This is a genomic window from Thiohalophilus sp., from assembly GCF_031581315.1.
Taxonomy (GTDB): Bacteria; Pseudomonadota; Gammaproteobacteria; order UBA6429; family Thiohalophilaceae; genus Thiohalophilus.
This window is the reverse complement of record NZ_JAVLAZ010000021.1, coordinates 1-13,040: the sequence shown is the minus strand read 5'-3', so window position 1 is coordinate 13,040 and position 13,040 is coordinate 1. Positions and strand designations below refer to the sequence as shown.

Sequence of the window (13,040 nt, the reverse complement as noted above, 5' to 3'; positions counted from 1 at the left end):
TGGCACAGTCACGAAGGGCTGGTTTCCGATGACGCTTCGTGATACAGGGCTTATGATCCTGGAAAGAACAGAACCTGTTCCATGGATCGAATGAGCGCCTCTGGCGCGACAGGCCTTGCAGCCGGCAAGGTTTGTCCCGGCGCAGCGGCTCCTATAGCGTTGTGAAGGGTAGGCAGTCAGGCCGGACATAGCAAAGTAGTGTTCGGTAATTTGCAGGGTGCCCGGTGTCGCTTTGTTATATCGGGCCTGCAGGCTACTGGAATGGCTTTTACTTGTCTCTATTTGTTTTTGATGCCATCTCCTGAATTATTCGATCTACATCCAGGAACTTCATCAGCTCGTGCTTTTTGTCCATGGTGTCCTGATAACCGAGGTCAATTAGCCTGCGGGTATAGGCGCGCTCGAACAGAAGATAGCTGACCAGATCCGAACCGTCCGAACGATAGGCGCCGATACCACGCAGCAGCAGGCGCATGCTGCGCGGAAGCTGGTCGATATATTCCTCGGCCAGATCGCCGATGTCCTGGCTGGGAGAAATCACCAGGGTGTCGACATGACGCAGGGGGAAGCCGCGCTTGTCACGTTGCTTTTGCGGGATCAAGTCCACGGTGTCGTTAATCCGTTCCAGCCGTTCGATATCGGCATCCAGCGAATCGAGAAAGATGCTGTCCAGGACATGCCCGGCGATCTGGCCAATGGTGGGTGCACGGCTCTCGCGGGTACGTTGCGGTTCCTGATTCTCCATGTGGTTGCCGATGATCATCACCTTGTCGGCACCCAGATGCAGGGCGGGACTGATCGGCGCCATCTGGCGCATGGAGCCGTCGCCGAAATATTCCCGGTTGATTTTCTGTGGGGGAAACACAAACGGAATAGCCGAGGAGGCCATCAGGTGATCAACATTGATCTCGGTGCGCACGCCGATACGCCGGAAACGGTTCCAGGATTCGAGTTCGGGCTGACCATGGAAAAAGGATACCGACTGGTGCGAGGTATAGCCCGACGCGGTGACACTCAGCGCGTGCAGATAGCCCTTGTCGATGGAGTGCTGGATATCTTGTGTGCGAATGTATTGTTCGAGCAGATGCTGCAGGGGCGAGCGGTCCAGCAGGGAGAGGGCCCGGCTGTGGTGGCTCATGCCCAGCGACATCAGGGCCATTAACCAGTTGAAACTGGTGCGCAGGATGCCCAGGGCATCGGTGCGAAAGACCTGTTCGGCATGAAAGTTGGACCAGATGATCGCGATGCGCTGTACCGACTTGCGAAAGTCGTAGGCATGGGTGGCCAGGGCACAGGCATTGATGGCGCCGGCCGATGTGCCGCAAAGAATCTGGAACGGACTGCTGGCCCGGCGGGGGAGAATGTCGGCGACGGCCTTCAGTACGCCGACCTGATAGGCGGCACGGGCGCCGCCACCGGTCATGATTAAACCGGTTTTCGGCTTATCGGGTTGCATGGGTGCTGCCTGTCGGGTTATCGCTGTTATACAATCAGGCTCTCCTGCTCACGCTTCTGTAGAATAGTCAGAGATTCGTATGCAACCAACCAGTTCGTTTGTTATTTGCTCAACCATTATTTCGGGAGCGGTCTATCGCGCCGGTATGTTATGAACAGTATGTTGTATCGCCAGAGTCTGGTTCTGGGCAGTCTGTTTATTATCCTCTCTGAATTCATGTTCGCTTCAATGGGCGCGGCGGTCAAGGCCGTCTCCGTCGACATGCCCAACGAAATGATCGTCTTCATGCGCAATCTGATCGGCGCGCTGGTGCTGTTGCCGTTGCTGTGGCGTTACGGCTGGCGCCATTTGCAAACCCGCGTCTGGTATTTGCACGTGATGCGCGCCGGCTTCGGCGTGGCCGCCATGTACTGTTTTTTCTACGCTCTGGCCAATATGCCGCTGGCCAGCGGCATGCTGCTGAAAATGACCTCGCCACTGTTCATCCCGCTGGTGGCGATTGCCTGGCTGGGCGAGGGGATCACCCGGCGTGCCTTGCTGGCCGTGGTGTTCGGTTTTATCGGTGTCATTCTGGTGTTACAGCCGCAGAGCGGGTTCCAGGTGGTGGCGTTGATCGGGCTGCTGGGTGGTGCACTGGCGGCGGTGGCCAAGGTAACTGTGCGGCGCCTGGGGCGCAGTGAACCCACTACCCGTATTGTGTTTTATTTCGCCCTGGCTGCTACCCTGGTGTCGGCCGTGCCGTTGAGCTGGAGCTGGCAAACGCCGGATCCCGACAGCTGGTTATTACTGCTGTTGATTGGCATAGTGGGCACTCTGGGGCAGCTGCTGCTGACCCGGGGTTACAGTATCGCCCCGCCCTCGCAGGTGGGCGCCTTTACCTATACCTCGGTAGTGTTTGCAGCACTGTTTGGCTATCTGTTCTGGGACGAGATGGTCGATTACTTGTTTGTGATCGGGGCGCTGATCATTGCGGGGGCCGGCATGCTGGTCTTGCAGGAACGCCAGAATGTGAGTCTGAACAGGGCCCGTTTTGATAACGAGCCACTGTGATCCGGGTCATCGGACAATTTGCAGGAGAAACATTATGACGGACAGGCAATTGTGGTTGTTACGCCATGCCAGGGCAGAGGCAGGTGACAGTATGATGGAGGATGCGGATCGTCCGCTGAGTCACGCGGGTCGGCATCAGGCTGACCGATTGGGCGAGTGGATGTACGAACAGGGTTTTCGGCCCGGGCTGATTGTCAGCTCTCCGGCCGTGCGGGCCCGGCAGACCACCGAGCTGGCTTGTGAGCGGCTGGAGTTCGATCTGAATCACGTCCATTACGATCCCGGGCTATATCTGGCCTCACGGGGCGATCTGCTGCGGATTATTCAAGATATGAGAGTGCCCCACGGGCCGCTCATGCTGGTCGGGCACAACCCCGGGCTGGAGGAACTGCTGATCTGGTTATGCGGTGAACCGCTGCCCCGCACGGACAAAGACAAACTGTTGACCACGGCCAACCTGGCCCGGGTAGAGATTGGGGATAGCGGTGCCCTCAGTGAGGGTGGCGGCCAATTGATCGATCTGACCCGGGCTGATGAACTGACGTGAGATGGGTCAATCGGAGCGGGTCTGCGAGTTATGTGGTCGGCGGGAGAGTGGTCTGACCAAACATCATTTGATCCCGCGTACCCGCCATCGCAACAAACGGGTGAAAAAACTGTTCAGTCGTGATGAGATGACCGGCCGGGTGCTGTGGCTGTGCCGCCCCTGCCATCATCACATTCATCGGGTGCTGGATGAAAAACAGCTGGCCCTGGAATACAACACACGTGACAGGTTACTCGCCCATCCCGAAATCAAACAGTTCGTTGACTGGCTGGCCGACAAACCCGCTGGTTTCAAACCGCGCTCATCCCGTTAGCTTCAATTACACAGCAGAAGGTATCAATGCCATGAGCTTTGCGACGGCACAGCAGTACCACTGAATTCATCGAAGCTACTGAAATTGATCACTCGTCCTGTCTTTTTCGATGTTGTTCGGTGCTTAACATTTGCCCGGCATCACCTTACGAGTTAGCTAAAGACCTTTTTGAACTGGGTGTATGGCGTTGGTATTTCGGCCCGCACCTGCTAAAACTAACTCAGGACATGTCGTTACAGACAGGTAAGCGTCAGCCACGCAGGGATACCCGCAGGACAGGCGGGGAAGGAATGATCAGCGGTCGCGCGTGGCGGGTCCACGACGGGAGGGGTGATGAATTCAACCGAGTTGAGGTGTGGGTCGGGCCTGGAACCGGCCGAACCGCTGTATGCCCGGGTGCCGATCCGGGATGAAACCGGGCAATATCTCAGCGACTTTATGATGATCATCCCCGGCTTGCGCAAGCGAACCGTCGATATCCGTCGGGAGATCATCAGCCGTATCGATCATGTACTGCAGCTCTATCAACGCACTGTGGTCTTTGCCGATTTGAACCTGAAAACCAACGTTCTGTGGGTCTCGGTCAAACCGGTGCCGGGAATTTGCCTGGAATTACCTGCTGTGATTAAGATTCATGTTCCCGAAGCCCTGTTAGTCAGCCATCGCGTACCGGGCTGAGGTGTTAACAATTTGTTGAATGAGTAACCCTGCATTTGTCAGGGCAGGGGGCTGGCCGTCATAATAGCGGACAAACTGATAATCAATGGAGAAGGTAATGGCAGAAGCCCTGAATGCTGAAGCACTCGACACCCTGTTTCTCAAGGCACGCAGCCATAACGGCTGGCAGGACCGCCCGGTCAGCGATGAACTGTTACAGCAGTTATACGATCTGATGAAATGGGGGCCGACCGGCGCCAACTCCTGTCCCGCCCGTTTTGTGTTCGTCAAATCCGATGATGCCAAGGCCCGGATGAAACCGGCGCTGGCCGAAGGTAATGTGGAAAAATCGATGACAGCCCCGGTAGTGGCCATTATCGGTATGGACCTGGAATTTTACGAGAAGCTGCCCAAGCTCTTTCCGCATACCGATGCCAAATCCTGGTTCGAGGGCAAACCCGAAAAGATTCAGGACAGCGCGCATCGGGATGCCTCGCTGCAGGGCGCTTACCTGATGCTGGCGGCGCGCAGCCTGGGACTCGATTGCGGGCCGATGTCAGGTTTCGATAATGCCAAAATGGACGAAGCGTTTTTCCCCGATGGCAAGATCAAATCCGTCTTTATCTGTGCCATGGGCTATGGCGATGAATCGAAACTGTATCCGCGTGGGCCGCGGCTCGATTTTGACGAAGCCTGTTCTATCGAATAAAACACTGTTCCTTCGATGTAATAAAAAACGGCCACCCCGGGTGGCCGTTTTTTGTAACCTTCATAAATTATTCAATGTGATGGCCGGGGCTCCTGCCTGTAGCGAACAATGCCGCAGCGACGCAAATAAATCTTCAGAGCCTGTTCCACTTCACGGAAGGTCGCGTATGGTCCGAAGGTGATGCGCTCGCGTGTGTGAAAGAACCATTGCTGGCCGTTGAAATAAAAGCGGCGACTGCGTGGTGGAATCAGCCCGTTTTCGCGATTTCGGTGCGGGCCATTATAGTCGCGCTCGGGTTTTGTGCTATGACTATCAGGTTCACCAGCTTGCATCTTCGCTATCCTGATCCTTCGGCAGGAGTTCTCCCGCCATGGCCTTGTGAACAAATGCCTCCGCCTCCTGTTTATCGATAAACGGTCCGCCGAGCCCTTCCCGGGCCAGGGCATACCAGCCCTGGCCCATGACATGAAAATAACGATCGTTATTGACACGATCATGTCGGCCGGAACGCGGTATTCCTCCTCCCAGGGTTCTGACAAATCCCATTTGTGTGCCTCTTCTATTATCCACAAACGCGATTCAGGATAGGCGGGTGGGGGCCCGGTGTCTGTCAGACCAGGCTGAAAGTCATGTAGGCCTGGGCGGACTAAACCTGTAGGAAAAGCCTGACAAATTGTCAGTCATGGCTGATCGACAGCCTGTGTGGCCGTCCGCAGCGGGTGAGGTGATTATTTGCCCTTGATATAGCGTGCGTCGTCGAAGGTCTCGATCCATTCGGGGCGCATGACAACCAGAATGCTGGTGAACATCCCGGTGATAAAGGCCTCGGGAAACATCATCAGTGGCAGATAGGGAAAGTAATCATAGGCCAGCTGGCCGGGACTGTAGGCGCCGGCGATCAACAGCAGGGCAGCGGCCAGACTGGCGGCGCCGGCCATGGCCAGGGCCGCCCCGAAAAAGCCGTTGATGAAAATATAGATGAAGACATGGTGGGGCAGCCTGGATTCGGCCAGGCGCAGAATCGTTGTACTGATCAGAATCGGGGTCAGGCCCATCACCAGTACATTGAGCGGATAGGTTTGCCAGTCGCTGCTGCCGTTATATATGAGCCCCAGCAATACCAGGCTGATCACGATCAGGGCCCGTTGCCAGCCGAACATGAGAGTCATCAGGGTGGCGCCGAGATAATGGTATTCCAGGCCCGGCAGTCGGGTAGTGGTGATCTGCCACAGCAGGATCAGGGCGACAGCGCTGCCGAGAAAAACATGGGCCTTGTGTGGCTGCTGCAGATACTCGCGCCAGTGGACCTGGCGAATGGCAATCAGCAGAATCACGGCGTAGAGGATCCCGGCAAGCCATAACCAGCTTTGCGGTACCATGTCGGCCGGGTAATTCACCAGTCAAACTCCACGATCTGGCCATTGTCGAAATGTAACCGGATCATTGTCTGATCATCCTGCTGGTTGAGCAGGGCGCTGAGCGCGCGCAGGGTCTCTTCATGCACTACCAGCAGCACGATTGTTTCGGGTTGTTCCTGCAGCCAGCCAAGAAACCGGCCGATACGTTGTTTGTGTTCGAGCAACGATTCCCCGCCGGGTGGCCGGGTATTCAGCGGATCGCTGCCGATGGCGGCAAAATAGTCGGCTACCGGATGGCCGTCAAAACCCGAGCGAATATCGTTGAGATCGGGGTGGGTGCTGATCGGGACCCGATGATATTGGTTGATGATTTCAGCACTCTGGCGGGTACGGGGCAGTTCGGAGGTAATGATATGCTGCAGTGGCACGTCACGCAGTTTTTCGGCGGCGACCTCGATCTGGGCCACCCCGGTGTCGGTCAGATGCACATCGCGGCCCGGGTCATCATTACACAGACCGAGATCATTGAAATTGGTGCGACCATGGCGCATGGCGTACAGGGGCATGAGATTCACCGTGGCAACGACATTGGCGCGTATAATAACATAGCCGCATCGGCTCACGGCAGTGAGCAGCAAACCGGTAAGTCAATGAGGAGATTCCTTGATCAAGCCCAATACCCTGATTGTTCGACCCGACGGCCCCCTGCAATTCGAAGGCGAGATGACGCTCGAGGATGGCGAAGGGAATCTTCTGCAGCGCGGCGATGAGGCCTGGTTGTGCCGTTGCGGCCAGTCGCAGGATAAACCGTTTTGCGACGGCGCCCACAAGCGTTGCGGTTTTTCTGACCCCGCCCGATTTGACGATGAACGTCATGAAGTACTGGCGACCCCCAACGGTCCATTGCAGTTGACCCTCAAGACCGATGCAATGTTGATTGCCCGGGGGCCGTTGAGCATTCGCAGCAAGGACGGGACATCCAGTACGACCCGTAACCGGGCGGCACTGTGCCGTTGTGGCCAGTCACAGAACAAACCGTTCTGCGACGCCAGCCACAAACAGTGCGGCTTTCGCGGCTGAAGCATGCTATAGAGTTACCTTGCAGACCAACCCAGGAGATGTTCTTGATGGTTACATCGATTATTCTGTTCAATGTCGAACGGACAAAAATCAACGAGGTCGCCGAGCAACTGGCGGCGATGGATGAGTTTTCCGAGGTCTATTCGGTCAGTGGCAATTACGATCTGGTGGCCATTGCCCGGGTGGCGGATAACGAGGCCCTGTCACAGCTGGTAACGGCCAAGATAGTACAGATTACGCCGATTCAGCATACCGAAACCATGCTCGCATTCCAGGCCTTCTCCCGGCACGACCTCGAAGCCCTATTCGCTATCGGTTCCTGAGTCGGGCCAGGGGCGGGCATGCACGCCCCGAATGGCCGGCAAGGCGTCCGGTAAATGCTGGAAGGCATGATCCCCGCCGTCAAACAGCCGGATGTCGGCACAGTTGTCATACCGCTGGTCCGCCAGTCGATAATCGAGCAGCTCGTCGTCCTTGTCCAGCAGTAACAGCGTCGGCGGTGAGGCGATGCAGGGGTGCGGCACATCCAGTGCCCGCAGCGCATCCAGGTGCCGGGTGGTCAGAGTATAACGCTCGCCCGTATAGTAATTGACGTTTTCTCCCAGATAGCTTTCCAGCGTGGCCAGGGGCATCAGCGCCGGATTGATTAACACCCGTTTGAGCGCGTAACGTTGTCCGAGGTACTGGGCGTAATAGCCTCCCAGAGATGCTCCGGCCAGCAACAGATTCCTGTCCAGTCGCAATGACTCCTCGACCAGATGTTGCAGCATGATGATGGCCCGCGACGGATCATAATGGTAAGTTGGTGTCAGTACTGTTATATCGTCCAGTTGCTCACGCAGAAACTGGCCCTTGGCCGAGGCGCCGCTGCTGTTGAAACCGTGCAAATAGATGATCATGAGCTATCGTAATTCTGGTGTGTTCGTTTGTTGGTCAAGTTTTGCCGGAATACTACGATACATTAAATAGAGACACCAGTTCAGGAATGCCTCCCGCCACATGAGTACACCGCAAGAGCGCTATCAGTCGGATCTCGAACATAACGGGTTTGTCCATGACCCGCAGCAGGCCGCGGCAGTGGAACAGACCCAGCGCCTGTACGAGGAACTGCTCGCGGCGGAACACCGGCGTCCCGGGCTGCTGGAGCGTCTTCTCGATCGTCGGCCTGAACCGGTACGGGGACTGTATGTCCGCGGCGGCACCGGCCGCGGCAAGACCTATCTGGTGGACAGCTTTTACGACTGCCTGCCGTTTCGAGACAAACACCGGGTGCACTATCACCGTTTCATGATCGATATTCACGCACGCCTTCGTGACCTGCCACGCTCTCCCGATCCGCTGGTTGTCATCGCCAATGAAATTGCCGATCAGCTCAAGGTGCTGTGCCTGGATGAATTTCACGTGCATGACATTGCCGATGCCATGTTGCTGGGCGGTCTGCTCAAGGCGCTGTTTGACAAGGGTGTAACCCTGGTGGCGACGTCCAATATACCGATTGATGAACTGTACAAAAACGGCCTGCAGCGTGAACGTTTTATGTTTGCCATTGAGCTGCTCAAGTGGCATACCTGCGAAGTGGATCTGGAGCAGGGCACCGATTACCGGTTTCGTTTACTGGAAGCCAGTCAGAATTTCCATGTTGCCGATCCCGAAGAGGGTGAAAAACTGATTACCGCCGCGATCGAACAGATGGCGCCGGATACACTCAAGCACGATCGCCAGTTGACCGTGAACAAACGACCGATCGCCTACCGTGCGCTGGCTGATGATGTGATCTGGTTTGATTTCAATGCCCTGTGCAATACGCCGCGATCGGCCAATGACTATATCCAGATTGCCCAGCAATTTCACACAGTCTATATAAGTAATATATTTCGCATGACCGAAGCGCACGATAATGTTGCCAAGCGTTTTGTACACTTGATCGATGCCCTGTATGATCATAATGTCAAACTGGTCGCAGCGGCGGAAGTGCCTCCCGCTGAACTGTACGCGGGCAAGCGCCTCGCGTTCGGTTTTGAGCGGGCAGTCAGCCGGATTTCCGAAATGGGCAGCGCGGCCTATCTGGCCTTGCCGCACCGGTTGCGGACCAATCCTCTTACCTGAAGGAGAAGCTTATGTGGCACCGTCTGATCCTGTTTCTGGTGGCCGGAACGTTCACTGTAGTCGGCTGCCAGTCAATGTCACAATCGGAGCGGCCACCATTCGCCGATATCCATCTGCATTACAACTGGGATCAGGACGAAATCTATACGCCGGAACAGGCACTGGACGATCTCAGAAAACATAATGTTGTGCTGGCCGTAGTTTCCAGTGTGCCGTCCGACTTTGCACTCAAACTGTCAGAGCTGGGCAAAGACTGGATTGTGCCGTTTTACACCCCTTATTACGATGCGGGAAATCGATTGAACTGGTTTTATGACGAGAAGGTCGTGGACAAGGCCCGGGAGGCACTATCCAGTGGCAAATTCTATGGACTGGGTGAAATCCATCTGGTCGCGGGTGCCGGACCACGTCGTGATAACCCTGTCTTCCTCGGGCTGCTTGATCTGGCCAGGGAATATGATGTACCGGTTAACATCCACACCGATTCATCACGTTATGAATATATGCTGTCGATCTGCAAGCAACATGCCGATATCACCTTTCAGTGGGCACATGTTGGCGGTATTTTACAACCGGCGGCAATCACGGCGGTAATGGAAGCCTGCCCCAATGTCTGGGCGGACATGTCGGCGCGGGACCCCTGGCACTATGGTGATTTCGTTGTCCGCGGCGAACCGATTTCGGAGGAGTGGCGGCAGTGGATACTGCGCTTTCAGGATCGGATCATGGTCGGGACTGATCCAGTCTCGGGTGGGCATGAAGTCTATACCTGGCATGAAGCAGACGATGGCTGGACCCGGTATGGCGCATTATATGATTATCATCGTGGCTGGATGAATCAGTTGCCGCCCGAGGTGGAAGAGAAGATCCGGCTGACCAATGCCCAACGCTTTTTTGATTACGCGTTGAAAAAGATCCAGTAGTGGACTATTCGTTTTCGCCAATTGGCGTGGTTCATTCCTGTTTCCCCGATAAATTCGGCGTGCCGCGCCAGCCGCGTCTGGCGCCGGCCGCAACCGGCCAAATTGAATTGCTGGGGCCCTATAACCGTGAAGAAGCCGTACGCGAACTGGCGGGCTTCTCCCACATCTGGGTTGTGTTTGTCTTTCACGAGGCCAAACGCGACGCATGGAAGCCGACCGTGCGTCCGCCGCGTCTCGGGGGAAACCGGCGAGTCGGGGTTTTTGCCAGCCGCTCCCCGGAACGGCCCAACCCGATCGGTCTGTCCCTGTTGGCGCTTGATGGCGTAAAAACCGGTGAAGGGCGGGTAATATTGCAGGTGAGTAACCTGGATCTGATCGACGGCACGCCAGTGCTGGATATCAAACCTTATATCCCTTATGCCGACAGTGTTCCTGACGCCCGTGCCGGGTTTGCCCCGCAGGCGCCGGACAAACAGTTGCCCGTTCACTTCTCAGATACTGCCCGACAGCAGCTTCATAAGTTCGGTACAAAATACCCCAATCTTGCCGATCTGATTGAACAGGTGTTGCAACAGGATCCCCGACCGGCCTATCAGGACAGGGCGGCCGACAACGAGCGGGTGTTCGGAATGCAGCTGTATGATCTGGAGATCAAATGGCAGGTGCAAAACAGCGTGGTGCAGGTGATAGAGGTAGTCACCACCTGATTGACTTTCTCTCGCAGAGACGCAAAGATGCAAAGCAGAAAAGAATGGTTCTTTGCGCCTTTGCACCCAGACAACGGGCATGAACGTCTCTGCGAGAGAAGTTGAGTCCGGGGTATCCGTCTACTTGCTATAAAATGCGGCTGAATAGGGGTCAGTGCACGACCTGACCGGGAGCTTTTTCCTGCGAGACATCCCGGGGCATGGGCGAGGCGTGATGCAGGATCATCTTCCAGCCGTCGGCTGTTTGCTGGTAGAGATTGGTCACAACAAAACGGAAAATATTCTCCGGATCTTCCAGTGGGTGAATATTTTCCACCAGTGTATGCACGGCGAACTGGTCGGTGGCATGAATCACCCGATCCGATAACTCAACGATGACATCCCCGGTATTTCTGAGAATGGTCTCCCAGCTTTTGAGAATTGCGTGGGTGCCGAGCAGTCGATCGCCCATCGGATGTATGCAGCTGGTATCATCGTCATCCAGCCAGACCTGGCGCATTGCCTCCAGGTTACCGCCGCTGAAGGCGGCATAAAACGCGGTTTCAGCGTCGCTTGAGGTGGCAAAGTCGCTTGAGTTCATAGGTTTTTTCACCTGGTTTGTGAGCTAATCAAGTGTAATGAAAATGGTCTGCTATCGTCTATTGTGTATTGGCCACGCGGGTCTGCTTCTGTTCCTGGACTGTGGAATAATTGTCAGGCAAATTTTGCCTGATCGAGCATGACAACCGATAATCCCCCGCGGCGGGCAGGGGTGTTCAGGCGATCATGGAACCGCATGTTCGATCGACTGTCGTATTGCCAGCGATAACAGGGTTTTGTATTCAATCAATAACAGGTTTGTAGGGTTATGCCGTTACAGTATTTGGGTTTTTTGCGATTAGGGTTGTTACTGGTTTGTCTGATTCCCGGCCTGGCCATGGGCGAGGCACCGCTGAAGGATTTTGAAGGCGAGCCCCGGACAATCGAGGAGTTTACGGGCGGTGGCCAGTGGACGGTGGTAATGATCTGGGCATCCGATTGTCATATCTGCAATCGTGAAATCCATAATTATGTCGACTTTCATTTTGTCCATTCGGATCGGGATGCCCGAATGGTCGGGATCTCCATCGACGGCTGGGCCGGTAAAAAAGACGCGGAAGACTTTATCCAGCGGCATAAGGTCGATTTTCCCAACCTGATCGGTAACGCTGATGCCGTGGCTCACTGGTTCATGCAACAAAGTGGTGCCCGCTGGGTCGGAACTCCGACCTTCCTGCTTTATAACCCTTCCGGCGAACTCAAGGCCCAGCAGGTGGGGGCGGTGCCGGTGAAGGTGATCGAGGACTTCATCGGTAAATCCGGCCGACCGGCAGAGCCGGCCGGCTGAATCGATCGATCAGGTCTTGAATTGATTGACCAGGTTCTGCAGTTCATAGGAAAGCCGGGCCAATTCAGTGCTTGAAACCTGGGTTTGTTGCGCGCCTACCGCGGTCTGATTGACCACTTCATTGATGTTGGTCACGTTGCGATTGATCTCCTCGGCCACGCTGCTCTGCTCCTCGGCGGCACTGGCGATCTGCAGGTTCATATCATTGATGGTGGTGACGGCGCGCGCGATGACCTCTAAAGACTCACCAGCCCGGCTGGCCTGTTCGACGCTATGCTGACTGCGCTCGCTGCTCGATTCCATGGCCTTGACGGCATTGCGTGCACCTTGTTGTAACTGCTCGATCATTTGCTGGATTTCCTCGGTCGATTGCTGGGTGCGACTGGCAAGTGAACGCACTTCATCGGCCACCACCGCAAAACCGCGCCCCTGTTCGCCGGCCCGCGCCGCTTCGATGGCGGCATTCAGTGCCAGCAGATTGGTTTGCTCGGCAATACCCTGAATCACATCCAGTACCGTGCCGATGTTTTCGCTGTTTTGTTCCAGCTGCCGGATAACCTCTGTGGCATTTTGCAGTTCCTGGGCCAGGCTGTTGATGGAACCGATGCTCTGATCCACGACCTCGCGGCCGTCGCGGGCCTGATCGTTGGCCTCCCGGGTGGCGTTTGAGGCTTCGCCGGCATGCCGTGCCACTTCCTGAACCGTGGCGCTCATTTCATTAATCGCGGTGGCGACCTGTTCGGTTTCCTGTTGTTGCTGCTGCACGCC

Annotated in this window: 19 protein-coding genes; 11 read left to right on the top strand and 8 right to left on the bottom strand. The window is 55.9% G+C overall.

Annotated elements, in window-relative coordinates; all coding sequences use genetic code 11:
* Window positions 1–268: 268 nt before the first annotated feature.
* On the bottom strand, window positions 269–1,456 hold the full coding sequence (locus tag RI563_RS04700) for a patatin-like phospholipase family protein (RefSeq protein ID WP_310693194.1): 1,188 nt from the start codon (window positions 1,454–1,456) through the stop codon (window positions 269–271).
* A 150-nt stretch (window positions 1,457–1,606) separates the two neighbouring features.
* Between RI563_RS04700 and RI563_RS04695 the strand changes: the two genes are divergently transcribed.
* The 5 genes from RI563_RS04695 to RI563_RS04675 all read left to right on the top strand — a co-directional run bounded on the left by RI563_RS04695 (window position 1,607) and on the right by RI563_RS04675 (window position 4,732).
* Complete coding sequence (locus RI563_RS04695) at window positions 1,607–2,506, top strand: DMT family transporter (RefSeq protein ID WP_310693193.1); 900 nt, start codon at window positions 1,607–1,609, stop codon at window positions 2,504–2,506.
* Between the two features lie 34 nt (window positions 2,507–2,540).
* Complete coding sequence (locus tag RI563_RS04690) at window positions 2,541–3,053, top strand: SixA phosphatase family protein (RefSeq protein ID WP_310693192.1); 513 nt, start codon at window positions 2,541–2,543, stop codon at window positions 3,051–3,053.
* Window position 3,054: 1 nt separating this feature from the next.
* Window positions 3,055–3,366, top strand: coding sequence for a hypothetical protein (locus RI563_RS04685; RefSeq protein ID WP_310693191.1), 312 nt, complete (start codon window positions 3,055–3,057; stop codon window positions 3,364–3,366).
* A gap of 333 nt (window positions 3,367–3,699) precedes the next feature.
* Window positions 3,700–4,044 carry a hypothetical protein gene (locus tag RI563_RS04680; RefSeq protein WP_310693190.1) on the top strand — a complete coding sequence of 115 codons (345 nt, stop codon included), beginning with the start codon at window positions 3,700–3,702 and terminating at the stop codon, window positions 4,042–4,044.
* 97 nt (window positions 4,045–4,141) lie between these two features.
* Window positions 4,142–4,732, top strand: a complete 591-nt coding sequence (locus tag RI563_RS04675; protein WP_310693189.1) for a malonic semialdehyde reductase — start codon at window positions 4,142–4,144, stop codon at window positions 4,730–4,732.
* 71 nt (window positions 4,733–4,803) lie between these two features.
* Here the strand turns inward: RI563_RS04675 and RI563_RS04670 are convergent, their stop codons facing one another.
* From RI563_RS04670 to RI563_RS04655, 4 genes are all read right to left on the bottom strand, one after another.
* The gene (locus tag RI563_RS04670) at window positions 4,804–5,064 is read right to left on the bottom strand and encodes a DUF6316 family protein (RefSeq protein WP_310693188.1); all 261 of its coding nucleotides are present in this window, start codon (window positions 5,062–5,064) and stop codon (window positions 4,804–4,806) included.
* Window positions 5,051–5,278 carry a hypothetical protein gene (locus tag RI563_RS04665; RefSeq protein WP_310693187.1) on the bottom strand — a complete coding sequence of 76 codons (228 nt, stop codon included), beginning with the start codon at window positions 5,276–5,278 and terminating at the stop codon, window positions 5,051–5,053. Before RI563_RS04665 ends, RI563_RS04670 begins: the two co-directional genes overlap by 14 nt.
* Window positions 5,279–5,460: 182 nt before the next feature.
* On the bottom strand, window positions 5,461–6,129 hold the full coding sequence (locus tag RI563_RS04660; RefSeq protein WP_310693186.1) for an energy-coupling factor ABC transporter permease: 669 nt from the start codon (window positions 6,127–6,129) through the stop codon (window positions 5,461–5,463).
* Entirely contained in the window at window positions 6,126–6,656 is a 531-nt protein-coding gene (locus RI563_RS04655) for a histidine phosphatase family protein (RefSeq protein ID WP_310693185.1), read from the bottom strand. The genes RI563_RS04660 and RI563_RS04655 overlap by 4 nt, the downstream gene beginning before the upstream one ends.
* A gap of 97 nt (window positions 6,657–6,753) precedes the next feature.
* Here RI563_RS04655 and RI563_RS04650 point away from each other — a divergent pair, with 97 nt between their 5' ends.
* Together RI563_RS04650 and RI563_RS04645 are read left to right on the top strand one after the other, a co-directional pair.
* Complete coding sequence (locus RI563_RS04650) at window positions 6,754–7,170, top strand: CDGSH iron-sulfur domain-containing protein (RefSeq protein WP_310693184.1); 417 nt, start codon at window positions 6,754–6,756, stop codon at window positions 7,168–7,170.
* Window positions 7,171–7,217: 47 nt separating this feature from the next.
* Window positions 7,218–7,493 carry an Lrp/AsnC ligand binding domain-containing protein gene (locus tag RI563_RS04645; protein ID WP_310693183.1) on the top strand — a complete coding sequence of 92 codons (276 nt, stop codon included), beginning with the start codon at window positions 7,218–7,220 and terminating at the stop codon, window positions 7,491–7,493.
* Here RI563_RS04645 and RI563_RS04640 read toward each other — a convergent pair.
* Window positions 7,473–8,069: a YqiA/YcfP family alpha/beta fold hydrolase gene (locus RI563_RS04640; protein ID WP_310693182.1), complete on the bottom strand. Its 597-nt coding sequence runs from the start codon at window positions 8,067–8,069 to the stop codon at window positions 7,473–7,475. The genes RI563_RS04645 and RI563_RS04640 overlap by 21 nt on opposite strands.
* A gap of 100 nt (window positions 8,070–8,169) precedes the next feature.
* Here RI563_RS04640 and zapE point away from each other — a divergent pair, with 100 nt between their 5' ends.
* Genes zapE through tsaA form a run of 3 tightly spaced genes read left to right on the top strand, consistent with a single transcriptional unit; the run spans window position 8,170 to window position 10,906 of the window.
* Window positions 8,170–9,276 (top strand): cell division protein ZapE, encoded by a 1,107-nt coding sequence (gene zapE / locus RI563_RS04635; protein ID WP_310693181.1) that lies wholly within the window; start codon window positions 8,170–8,172, stop codon window positions 9,274–9,276.
* A gap of 11 nt (window positions 9,277–9,287) precedes the next feature.
* Complete coding sequence (locus RI563_RS04630) at window positions 9,288–10,199, top strand: amidohydrolase family protein (protein ID WP_310693180.1); 912 nt, start codon at window positions 9,288–9,290, stop codon at window positions 10,197–10,199.
* A complete protein-coding gene (gene tsaA, locus RI563_RS04625) occupies window positions 10,199–10,906 on the top strand; it encodes a tRNA (N6-threonylcarbamoyladenosine(37)-N6)-methyltransferase TrmO (protein ID WP_310693179.1) in 708 nt (235 codons plus the stop codon). The genes RI563_RS04630 and tsaA overlap by 1 nt, the downstream gene beginning before the upstream one ends.
* Window positions 10,907–11,057: 151 nt before the next feature.
* Here tsaA and RI563_RS04620 read toward each other — a convergent pair whose 3' ends face one another.
* Entirely contained in the window at window positions 11,058–11,486 is a 429-nt protein-coding gene (locus RI563_RS04620) for a YybH family protein (RefSeq protein ID WP_310693178.1), read from the bottom strand.
* Between the two features lie 267 nt (window positions 11,487–11,753).
* Here RI563_RS04620 and RI563_RS04615 point away from each other — a divergent pair, with 267 nt between their 5' ends.
* A complete protein-coding gene (locus tag RI563_RS04615) occupies window positions 11,754–12,272 on the top strand; it encodes a TlpA disulfide reductase family protein (RefSeq protein ID WP_310693177.1) in 519 nt (172 codons plus the stop codon).
* Between the two features lie 9 nt (window positions 12,273–12,281).
* Here RI563_RS04615 and RI563_RS04610 read toward each other — a convergent pair.
* Window positions 12,282–13,040 (bottom strand): methyl-accepting chemotaxis protein (locus RI563_RS04610; protein WP_310693176.1); only part of this gene is annotated, 759 nt, incomplete at its 5' end.

What these genes read in the sequence shown, in the direction of transcription:
- RI563_RS04700 (WP_310693194.1), bottom strand. Translation starts at nt 1,456, where the DNA reads ATGCAACCCGATAAGCCGAAAACCGGTTTAATCATGACCGGTGGCGGC.
- RI563_RS04695 (WP_310693193.1), top strand. Translation starts at nt 1,607, where the DNA reads ATGAACAGTATGTTGTATCGCCAGAGTCTGGTTCTGGGCAGTCTGTTT.
- RI563_RS04690 (WP_310693192.1), top strand. Translation starts at nt 2,541, where the DNA reads ATGACGGACAGGCAATTGTGGTTGTTACGCCATGCCAGGGCAGAGGCA.
- RI563_RS04685 (WP_310693191.1), top strand. Translation starts at nt 3,055, where the DNA reads ATGGGTCAATCGGAGCGGGTCTGCGAGTTATGTGGTCGGCGGGAGAGT.
- RI563_RS04680 (WP_310693190.1), top strand. Translation starts at nt 3,700, where the DNA reads ATGAATTCAACCGAGTTGAGGTGTGGGTCGGGCCTGGAACCGGCCGAA.
- RI563_RS04675 (WP_310693189.1), top strand. Translation starts at nt 4,142, where the DNA reads ATGGCAGAAGCCCTGAATGCTGAAGCACTCGACACCCTGTTTCTCAAG.
- RI563_RS04670 (WP_310693188.1), bottom strand. Translation starts at nt 5,064, where the DNA reads ATGCAAGCTGGTGAACCTGATAGTCATAGCACAAAACCCGAGCGCGAC.
- RI563_RS04665 (WP_310693187.1), bottom strand. Translation starts at nt 5,278, where the DNA reads ATGGGATTTGTCAGAACCCTGGGAGGAGGAATACCGCGTTCCGGCCGA.
- RI563_RS04655 (WP_310693185.1), bottom strand. Translation starts at nt 6,656, where the DNA reads ATGCCCCTGTACGCCATGCGCCATGGTCGCACCAATTTCAATGATCTC.
- RI563_RS04645 (WP_310693183.1), top strand. Translation starts at nt 7,218, where the DNA reads ATGGTTACATCGATTATTCTGTTCAATGTCGAACGGACAAAAATCAAC.
- RI563_RS04640 (WP_310693182.1), bottom strand. Translation starts at nt 8,069, where the DNA reads ATGATCATCTATTTGCACGGTTTCAACAGCAGCGGCGCCTCGGCCAAG.
- zapE (WP_310693181.1), top strand. Translation starts at nt 8,170, where the DNA reads ATGAGTACACCGCAAGAGCGCTATCAGTCGGATCTCGAACATAACGGG.
- RI563_RS04630 (WP_310693180.1), top strand. Translation starts at nt 9,288, where the DNA reads ATGTGGCACCGTCTGATCCTGTTTCTGGTGGCCGGAACGTTCACTGTA.
- RI563_RS04620 (WP_310693178.1), bottom strand. Translation starts at nt 11,486, where the DNA reads ATGAACTCAAGCGACTTTGCCACCTCAAGCGACGCTGAAACCGCGTTT.
- RI563_RS04615 (WP_310693177.1), top strand. Translation starts at nt 11,754, where the DNA reads ATGCCGTTACAGTATTTGGGTTTTTTGCGATTAGGGTTGTTACTGGTT.